Source organism: Mesorhizobium sp. B263B2A, assembly GCF_020165775.1.
In the GTDB taxonomy this organism is placed as follows: Bacteria; Pseudomonadota; Alphaproteobacteria; order Rhizobiales; family Rhizobiaceae; genus Mesorhizobium; species Mesorhizobium opportunistum.
The window spans coordinates 175,071-183,306 of sequence record NZ_JAIUIU010000014.1 but is presented as its reverse complement, the minus strand read 5'-3'; the positions used below and the strand labels follow the sequence as shown (position 1 = coordinate 183,306).

Annotated in this window: 11 protein-coding genes; 4 read left to right on the top strand and 7 right to left on the bottom strand. The window is 58.0% G+C overall.

The window, feature by feature from the left end:
* The 3 genes from LB568_RS21735 to LB568_RS21725 all read right to left on the bottom strand — a co-directional run.
* The coding region (locus LB568_RS21735) for an RNA-directed DNA polymerase (RefSeq protein ID WP_140700728.1) at window positions 1–954 on the bottom strand (954 nt) is incomplete at its 3' end.
* Between the two features lie 329 nt (window positions 955–1,283).
* The gene (locus LB568_RS21730; RefSeq protein ID WP_224655965.1) at window positions 1,284–1,706 is read right to left on the bottom strand and encodes a thermonuclease family protein; all 423 of its coding nucleotides are present in this window, start codon (window positions 1,704–1,706) and stop codon (window positions 1,284–1,286) included.
* Between the two features lie 900 nt (window positions 1,707–2,606).
* Window positions 2,607–2,747 carry a hypothetical protein gene (locus LB568_RS21725; protein ID WP_181168594.1) on the bottom strand — a complete coding sequence of 47 codons (141 nt, stop codon included), beginning with the start codon at window positions 2,745–2,747 and terminating at the stop codon, window positions 2,607–2,609.
* Between the two features lie 435 nt (window positions 2,748–3,182).
* Between LB568_RS21725 and LB568_RS21720 the strand changes: the two genes are divergently transcribed.
* From LB568_RS21720 to LB568_RS21710, 3 genes are read left to right on the top strand one after another with little or no spacing between them, the layout of a single operon-like run.
* On the top strand, window positions 3,183–3,449 hold the full coding sequence (locus LB568_RS21720) for a DUF3892 domain-containing protein (protein WP_064993282.1): 267 nt from the start codon (window positions 3,183–3,185) through the stop codon (window positions 3,447–3,449).
* Window positions 3,450–3,505: 56 nt separating this feature from the next.
* On the top strand, window positions 3,506–3,751 hold the full coding sequence (locus tag LB568_RS21715; RefSeq protein WP_084015674.1) for a DUF2188 domain-containing protein: 246 nt from the start codon (window positions 3,506–3,508) through the stop codon (window positions 3,749–3,751).
* Window positions 3,752–3,773: 22 nt separating this feature from the next.
* On the top strand, window positions 3,774–4,319 hold the full coding sequence (locus LB568_RS21710; RefSeq protein WP_086081355.1) for a hypothetical protein: 546 nt from the start codon (window positions 3,774–3,776) through the stop codon (window positions 4,317–4,319).
* Between the two features lie 523 nt (window positions 4,320–4,842).
* Here LB568_RS21710 and LB568_RS21705 read toward each other — a convergent pair.
* A complete protein-coding gene (locus tag LB568_RS21705; protein ID WP_064993284.1) occupies window positions 4,843–5,376 on the bottom strand; it encodes a hypothetical protein in 534 nt (177 codons plus the stop codon).
* 246 nt (window positions 5,377–5,622) lie between these two features.
* Here LB568_RS21705 and LB568_RS21700 point away from each other — a divergent pair, with 246 nt between their 5' ends.
* Window positions 5,623–5,859 carry a DUF2188 domain-containing protein gene (locus LB568_RS21700; RefSeq protein WP_086081356.1) on the top strand — a complete coding sequence of 79 codons (237 nt, stop codon included), beginning with the start codon at window positions 5,623–5,625 and terminating at the stop codon, window positions 5,857–5,859.
* Window positions 5,860–6,299: 440 nt separating this feature from the next.
* Here LB568_RS21700 and queE read toward each other — a convergent pair whose 3' ends face one another.
* From queE to queC, 3 genes are read right to left on the bottom strand one after another with little or no spacing between them, the layout of a single operon-like run.
* Window positions 6,300–7,034: a 7-carboxy-7-deazaguanine synthase QueE gene (queE, locus tag LB568_RS21695; protein ID WP_064993285.1), complete on the bottom strand. Its 735-nt coding sequence runs from the start codon at window positions 7,032–7,034 to the stop codon at window positions 6,300–6,302.
* Window positions 7,031–7,387, bottom strand: a complete 357-nt coding sequence (gene queD, locus LB568_RS21690; protein WP_013533306.1) for a 6-carboxytetrahydropterin synthase QueD — start codon at window positions 7,385–7,387, stop codon at window positions 7,031–7,033. Before queD ends, queE begins: the two co-directional genes overlap by 4 nt.
* Window positions 7,387–8,085 carry a 7-cyano-7-deazaguanine synthase QueC gene (gene queC, locus LB568_RS21685; RefSeq protein WP_064993286.1) on the bottom strand — a complete coding sequence of 233 codons (699 nt, stop codon included), beginning with the start codon at window positions 8,083–8,085 and terminating at the stop codon, window positions 7,387–7,389. Before queC ends, queD begins: the two co-directional genes overlap by 1 nt.
* Between the last annotated feature and the right edge of the window lie 151 nt (window positions 8,086–8,236).

Here is an 8,236-nt window from a genome sequence, read left to right as displayed (position 1 = left end):
CGGACCGCCCGAGCAACCCTCGGACGCGCAGTGTAGGGTGAGCCACCTCACCGGCAGAAGCGGACATACGGTCTTACCGATAACTGATGTCTTTCCTCCGTGAATTTCTAAACCTACCTCAAGGTAGGTCGTCCGTAACGCAGAAAGCAGTCGTTCTGCATCACCAACAGTTTCAGTTCCTATTACCCAATCATCCTGCAGGCGATCGGCTGCGCCGCGCTGAAGACCGGTCCTCAGCATCGGTCTGCTGTCGATGTAGCCTGAGAGAATATCCGCGACTATACGGGATGTATCGGGCCCTATCGGGATGCCCACGGACTGACCTCGATTACATTTACGGAGAAGTACGTCGATTCGATCACCCAAGCTGTCGTTATACTTCTTGCGGTTTTTCTTGACCCGTTCCTTACCATAGGCCGCCCAAAGCACCGAGTGGGTGTATATGGATGGATAGAAGCGAAGAACGTCTGATTTGACCTCTACATCGTAGGTAGCTCGAATGAGTTGTTTGTGCACCGCGTTGCTCTTGAAGTCGGGCTCCTCAATCGCCCTGTACGATTTGGATGAGATCATGGTTCTGGAGAAGCTAAATCGCTGCCGGTCCAGCCAGCGAGATATAGTCGCCCAGTTCCTTGTCATAACCGAAGCGAGCAGAAGCTGGGGCACTGGGTTTGTAATGTGCAGTTGTCGACGCTCGTTCTTCGCTTTTGGCGTCGAGTAGAGTTCGGGTTCAGTCTCGCTTATCTCCCAAAATTTCTGATGCTTTGCATGGCTGGGCTTCAGCGGGCCGCTCGCGGCCCATATCGCCAACAATTCCCGCGCATACTCGCCGAAATCCTCGGTTATAAAGGGGGCGGCAGCTCTTTTGGAAAGTAGCCCTTCGATAGCATGACTTGAAGCTTGTCCAAAAATACGCTCCCCGAGCCCACGATACGGAAGATCAGGGTAATTCACATGGGTTTCCTAAAAATTGCCAACGCCAAATGATGGGTTTCCAAAGGTGCGCTGGACTTGCCGACCTCGCACATGATGCTGAAGACCGAGGACGCCTTCACCGGACCCATGTTCGACGCCATCAACGGGATGCTGGTCGACATGCTCGCGGCCATTGTCCGCAAGTACTATGACGACCGACGCGCAGGCAGGCTCAAGGGGATCGCCAAGGCAAAGGCCGAGGGTCACATGAAGGTCCGTCCCGAAGACGCCGAGCGTAGCGAGGCGATCATGGACATGCTGCGGAAGGGCCAGAGCTGGGACACCATTGTGCGAGAAGGCGTCTTATCCTATCCGCACCAAGGGCGGGGCGTTGGCGGACAGCTTGTAGAGCCGCAGGCGAACGGGACGGCCAGCCCCTCTGACACCAATATGTCGCCCACATCTTGGCCATCGGCAAAGAGTGAGCCGCAACTTCGCCCGTAGTTGCACCTGTCGGTGCCCTCAGTGCCTGCCGGGCAGGAACATGGAACCATCTTCAGCTCAAGCTTCGCCGCAGCAACCAACTCTTTGAGGCGTGCCTTCGCTCGACGCCCGAGGTTTCCCTCAGAGTCGCACCTTGGCTCGATGCTTTCGGGTGCGTTGAAGCCAACCAGCCGGGTCCCCTTCGCGGAACTGTTGAGCCGAATGGTATCTCCGTCCGTTACGGTGAACTGGGTTCTGGCAAGTGGCACCCTGTAGCCTGCTGCGTCTGACCTCGCGAAGGAGGGCATGCTTGGCCAAGTGATTTGGCCGCCCTTGACAACGAACGAATAGATCAGGGACCCGACGACCAATGCGAGAGCGATCCCAAAGGTTCTGACGAACCTGCCTGCCAAGTATCGAACCTCCCGAACGAGTGGGTTGCGCCAACGGCGCGGTCGCCAACGCGGCGATGGGGGCTTGTAGGTGCCTGGATGTGCGGGTCCTATCGCCTCATAGAGCTTCGCCCACTGCTTCGCGCTCAACCGCGTGCGCGGGCCGTATTTCACCAATCGGTCACGCATATCGAGGAGGAACTGGCGCTGCCATTGGCTAAGGTGGCCGCGAACCAATGCAGCCTCGATACGGGATTTCAGATCGTCCTCAGGCTCCATTTCGGTGGCCCCGCCCCTTCGCAACAATACTGGGCGGCCGGTGCAGCATACAAGTCCGATGTGGGACGCGGGAGAGGACCGAAATCATGTGCGCATGGCCCAAGGAGGCCTAGAAGAACGGCTGTTGCTTGATGATCGGAATTGCCGGATTGGTATTGTGCACCGTAACGCCCCTGCACGATGCTGCTGACGCCGCCGGTTGCGACGGCATTGGCGACCGAGAACGGGCCGATCCACGGGAGCGATGGTTCCGTCCCACCGTTAAAGGCGAACGCTACGCCAAGCTCGGCATGCAAGAAGAGATAGTTGTCAGCGGACGCGTTAAGGGAGAGCGCATTGCGCTTGGTGAGCGCTCGCCACGGTATTGATGGCAACAACGTTCGCAGCAAAGGAAGCCTTCTCGCGCGCGATGGCAGCTGCGGACTCATCCGCGCTAATTGCGCCGATCGCCTGCGCCATCTTAATGTTTTTGAGACTCCCAAGTATGTTTGCTGGGCGGCAAACAGCGGGCTGTATTTCGTTCGCAGAGCCTCAAGCTCACGCCCCTGGTCCGCTAGGACGCCGTTCCGCTCCTTGCTGGCCCTTCGCACCGATACCGACCATGTCGTTGATGCGCGCCTGCAGCGTAGAGAGGTCGGTCGAAATGCTAATTAGCAGGTCGTCGCTACTTGCAGCCATTGCTTACTCCATGGCGGTCGATCGCGCCGGGCGCGGTGGGTATTTTGACATCTGCGGATTGCTGTAAAAAGGAAATGATGGCGCGCCGCGTTCAAAGGATTGGGCGGACCACGAGGTAGTGACGATACGACAGCAAAGCTGACTATCTCAGCGTCACTATATTGTTAACAAAACGTTACTGGCCATTTACTGGAATGCCATTTTTGCATAAAAAAGAGGCAGACGGTGATTCGCCGTCTGCCTCTGTCTGTTGCGTACTCACGGTCTTGTGGTGCCGAGTGGACGAACAAGACCGCGTGTCCGCTCCATAGCAGGTCGGTAACTAGCGTCCTGAGGCGTTTTTGACAAGCCACAGGAGCTACGTAATGGTCAGACATCCTCCCAAGCCCTGCCATTCCCAATTGCTCCGCAAAGCGCTCGAAAGGAGCAATTGCAATGGCAGACGTGCAGGTAACTTGCATCAACAAAGTCCCACGTGAGAACAAGCACGAGGCTATTACAAACCTCGGCAACTCCACCGGGAAATGGTCGAGATCACAAGTGATCCAATGGATCGAAGCGGGCACGCATACTTTCTACACATCGGTAGGCGGAAAGCGCGCCAACGTCGCTGTGGTCAATGGCCCCAACGAGAAATACGTCCGCACTCACGCGGATGGCCAGTGGAACGATAATTTGCTGGCGCTTCCTGAGTGTCCGTAACGCTCTAACGATGGCGGGTTTCGGCCCGCCATCACTTTCTTCTCGGAGATTATCCTATGACCAAACTGCCGACATACACTCTGTCGTTTGACAAGAAAAAACAGGACTGGAAACTGCATAAAGATGGTGCCGACCGCGCTACTAAGCGGTTCGAAACTAAAGCGGATGCCACCGCTGGCGGCGTTCTATCCAGCGCGATTGGGAAAGATGGCGGCTCTGTCCGGATTGAGAAAAAGCGCGGCGGATATGAAGAGGAGAGAACGTTCCCCCGCGATCGCGACCCTAAGAAAACGCCCGGTTAGCCGCATAGAGAAAGCCCTCGGCATGGTGACTTCTGATTGGATTGCCGCTGTCGCGGTCGCTGTTTCTTTGATCTCCGCCCTGCTAGCATGGCTGTCGGCCGCACAAGCCAAACGGCAAGCTGACGCCGTGCTTGGTGAGGTGAATCCTACGTTTGGCGTCTACCAGGCTGAGTATGTTGAGTATTCACGGCAGGCTAGCCTAAAATTCGAGATTCTGAACCACAACAGACGAGCGTTGCTTGTCCATGAGTTGTCGTTTCAATACCCGGACGATGTAATCGTGTTTACCGATCATGACGACCTGACCGGTGTGATTGGGTCTATCATCGAGGCAGTCAAACAAGGCGGGCGAACAAAGAAATTTGCAATCCCGCACCGTGTGAAGGGATGCGGGATGAACGCTGTGCCGCATGAACTGGTCATACCCTTTAGATGTGGGTGGAGAACTGACGTGAAGCCGAAGTCATTTCGCTTTTGCTTCAAGGCAGAATATAGGCAGGAAGGCGGCTTGGCGACGGACCGCGCCTATGGCTGCGTTGACGTTGAGCCGCCGAACATTCTCCCTTGAACGCGCCTATCGAAAGTACTCGGCTGCAGAATCGTCGTGGTCATCCGAAGGCGGCGCCCAACCTACCTTTGGGAACGACGCCGGCGTGGCTCCAAGTGAGCCCAGGCATTGGTTGAGCGCTCTCAGGCCCGCAACACCCAGATCTCCGCTGCGCATTTTCCCAACTAGTAGCGCGGTAAGACCGACAATCCCGCGGCGGCAATACCGCAGCAAAGTCGGCGCCATCTCTTTCCAGGCCGCTTGCCCTGGCGCCGACAGCCATTCGTATGGCTCACCGATCGGCCGATCGTCGGGCGGCTCGAAGTGATTGACGTATCCGGATTCTTGGCAAGCGTCCCGGAAAGCCGCAATTGCTCAACGCTTTTTGCAGCCACCACCGGTCCTTAGGACCATCGGCCCTAGATATCCGACCACCCTACACCGTGGGCCAGATCCTACCTTTCCAAACATAACTTTCGGATTAGGTCTTGCGCGCTTCTCGTCGCATCTAGTTCATCAAGATCGTACCCAGCCCTCCCCTCCTTCAGTAGGGAAACAGGTGCAAGATACGACATGCCACCAAAAAGGCGGACACAAACATCGTTCCTAGTGCGACTTGCGAGGACCACAGCAAGTGTTCGCTACTGCTCTTCATGGCAGCCTTGTTGGATTTCAGCATCTCATCGTAATGGGCGCAGACTTCAGCTAGGGCGATGTGGAGCGGCTTCCCACTTTCTGCATCAGATGCCCAGCCGGAGGGATAATTGCCCACAGCATCAAAGTCTATCGGCTTGGCCGCCTCAAAAGCGTAAAAGGATGAAACCGACATCCCAAACGTCGCAAATAGTCCAACGGCACCAAAGAAGATGTCGACGTGTTCGGACTTATAGATAGCAAGCGTGCCAGCGACGACTACGGCGACAACCGCAACCATGAAACCGAGCAACGTCATCGCCCTCAAATCTGCTGCCAAAGCCATTGTTAGTTGTGCATCAAGTCGGCTCTCAGCTTCCCGCAAGATTTCCTTTAGCGTATCGTTGTCTGCCTTTTCGAGGCGAGAACTAAGTGAGGAAGCCATGATTCCATCTTTCGAATTTCAACCTGAGAAACCGCCGGGAGAACGCAAAGGTGTTAGGCACGAGGCCCCCAGACCTTCTCCGCCACCGCCACCCAAGCCTGCGCCGCCGCCACCGCCCAAGCCACCTAAGAAGTAACCTCTTACACTAGTCTTCCACAAATAACTCCACCGCAGTCGGCTCTGGCGTGCGTACGTTTACGCACGCGAAACTCCGGCGCTTGCCGGTTCATCTATGGGAGTATGCGAATGGCAAAACGAACTGTATTTCACTCGTCGCCGTCAAAGAGCGGTTGGAAGGTGACGCAAGGCGGAAACACCGTATCCGATCACAAGACCCAGAAAGCATCTGAGGCCGCCGCAACGGCCGCAGGTCGCGCTGTTCATAAGGCTGGCGGCCTCGCCCAAGCGGTTTTGCACAAGGCAAAGGGAACAATTCGCGAGGAACGCACCTACGGTGCAGACCCACGAAAAACCAAAGGTTAAGTTGCGGCGTCAGAGCTTGCGTAGCACAAAGTGGTCAACCTCTGGGTGCGCCAAACAAAGCCAACTGGCCGACGCTCAACTAAGCGGTAGACCTTGTTGCCTGCCGCATCGTAGAGGCCCGTAAAGATTGGCGCCGCGTCAGCCTCACAAGGCGGCCCGGTCAAATAGCTGAAGCGAGCCGTGGAAGACCGGCAGGCCGGTGACGCTAGACCATGACCTGATCAAGGCCCTGAAGGCCGAGGGACGGTCTGTGAGGCAGCCAAAGAGGCCCGGTGTTCACCTTCTGCGGTCCAGAAGGTGCTGACGTCGGCGTGAGGGGGCTTACCCAAGCCATAGCAGCGGCGCGACAGGCGCACGGGCTCTAGTTCCGTCCGGCGCTGACGGCGCCAGATTCTGGCCGAGGATAAGATTGGTGCAGTTCCCACACCGGCGAGCGAGACCTAGACGGCCCTCTTGTTACCCCAGAGCAGAACATGCAGCTGCGGCAATACGCGGGCTTCGAACCATCTGTCTCGCGTCACCTTTTCGATCAGCCACTCCATGCGCCTCATGATTCCGGCAAGGTCGACAGCTGCGTCTTCCTCGCCACGGCGCGGTGGCGTGTGATTGCCGGGTTGCAGATAGACCGGGAGACGTGGAAATCGGGCGGCGGCGTCTTTGGCGAAGGCGTAGTCACTCTCGTCGAAAACGACGAGCTTGAGCACGACTTGCGGCTTCTCCCGCGCCGCTTCGATGCAAGCCTCGAATGCAACCCAATCGGTCCTCATTTCGCTCGACGGCGGCTTTGGGCTGAGGACCAGTACGTCAAGCTCGGCAAACCAGTCCTTGGCCACCGAAGCTTGGGTTTCCAGCGCGAAGCGGTAACCTTCAGCATGGCCCCGCTCGATCAGGCCGCCGAAGGGCTGAATGGCGGGGTTGCCGCCCGACAGGGACACCATAACTGGCCGGGCGCCGGAAAGCGCAACCACGTTTTGCCACACCGCGTCCACTGGCATCATCTTCCATTCATCGCGGAATTGGTTGTCAACCGCATGGAGGCTGTCGCACCAGGAACAGCGGTAGTCACACCCGCCGGTTCTGATGAAGACGGTCGGCAAACCGATGAGCACGCCCTCGCCCTGGATCGTCGGCCCGAATATCTCGCTGACCCGGATTGCGGGCCGCGTGTCGGTCACGGCCGGTACTCCGCCCAGGTTTTAGGGGTTTCGCTCACCCTCACGGCGGCGGTTTCCGGCAGCCGTGCCTTGCACCATTCATAGAAATGCCTGGCCAGGTATTCCGCTGTGACCTGCTCATGCGCGAGCGCGTCGTTGAGGTGCCGGTGGTCCAAGCTCTCGTCGATATAGTGTTTGAGCGGCGCCAGATCGTGATAGTCGCGCACAAAGCCGTGCGAGTTCAGCTCCTTGGCCGAGAGCTCCACTACGACGATGTAGTTATGCCCGTGCAGTCGCGCGCACTGGTGCTCGGGTGGCAAGGAGGTGAGCTGATGCGAGGCCGAGAAGTGGAATTCCTTGGTAATGCGGAACATCAGGCGCTCCGCCTCCGCAGCGCCTCAAGCCAGAAATCGGTGTCCTCATAGTCGGTCGGGTCGGCGTGCTGCGCCAGATGAAACGCTTCGCGCCGCTCGACGCAGGTCCCGCACCGTCCGCAGTGACGTTCGCCGCCCTTGTAGCAGGACCAGGTCTGCGCAAATGGGGTCCCGTGCCTTGCTCCATCGCCGACGATGTCCGCCTTGGTGAGGTTCACATAAGGCGTATAAAGACGGATCTGCGCGTCTCCGTCGAGCGCTCGGTTCTGCATCGTCTGGAAAGCCTCGATGAAGGCCGGACGGCAGTCTGGATAGATGAAATGGTCTCCGCCGTGAGCGGCCATCCCCACTGCTTCGAGCTGCTGCGCGGCGGCGAGTCCGAAGGCGATGGCCAGCATGATGGCGTTTCGGTTCGGCACCACCGTGATCTTCATGGTGTCTTCGGCGTAGTGGCCGTCCGGCACGTCGACACCATCGGTGAGCGCGGAGCCGCAAAGGCCGCGGCCGATTTGGCGGATGTCGATGATCTGATGCGCAATGTCCAATCGCTGCGCGCACATCGCGGCGAATTTCAGTTCTTTGCTGTGCCGCTGGCCGTAGTCGAAGGACAGCAGCCCGACAAGTTCGTGCTCCGCTGCCACTTTGTGGGCAAGGGAAACGGAGTCCAATCCGCCGGAGCAGATGACGAGAGTCTTCATCGTGGTATCCTTGTTTTGACCGGGTAAGGCTGCGACCGGAGATTTCTCTGCGCTCCCCCTAGCCCAGCCAGTCAACTTTGTGAACCCTGTGGCGCTGACTCGCCGAGGGTGCGGCTGGGTCGCGACACCGCGCAGCCTCCTTAGGTCAATG

Excerpts from the sequence above, each read along its gene's own strand:
- LB568_RS21730 (WP_224655965.1), bottom strand. The coding sequence starts at position 1,706 with ATGCCCTCCTTCGCGAGGTCAGACGCAGCAGGCTACAGGGTGCCACTT.
- LB568_RS21725 (WP_181168594.1), bottom strand. The coding sequence starts at position 2,747 with ATGGCTGCAAGTAGCGACGACCTGCTAATTAGCATTTCGACCGACCTC.
- LB568_RS21720 (WP_064993282.1), top strand. The coding sequence starts at position 3,183 with ATGGCAGACGTGCAGGTAACTTGCATCAACAAAGTCCCACGTGAGAAC.
- LB568_RS21715 (WP_084015674.1), top strand. The coding sequence starts at position 3,506 with ATGACCAAACTGCCGACATACACTCTGTCGTTTGACAAGAAAAAACAG.
- LB568_RS21710 (WP_086081355.1), top strand. The coding sequence starts at position 3,774 with ATGGTGACTTCTGATTGGATTGCCGCTGTCGCGGTCGCTGTTTCTTTG.
- LB568_RS21705 (WP_064993284.1), bottom strand. The coding sequence starts at position 5,376 with ATGGCTTCCTCACTTAGTTCTCGCCTCGAAAAGGCAGACAACGATACG.
- LB568_RS21700 (WP_086081356.1), top strand. The coding sequence starts at position 5,623 with ATGGCAAAACGAACTGTATTTCACTCGTCGCCGTCAAAGAGCGGTTGG.
- queD (WP_013533306.1), bottom strand. The coding sequence starts at position 7,387 with ATGTTCCGCATTACCAAGGAATTCCACTTCTCGGCCTCGCATCAGCTC.
- queC (WP_064993286.1), bottom strand. The coding sequence starts at position 8,085 with ATGAAGACTCTCGTCATCTGCTCCGGCGGATTGGACTCCGTTTCCCTT.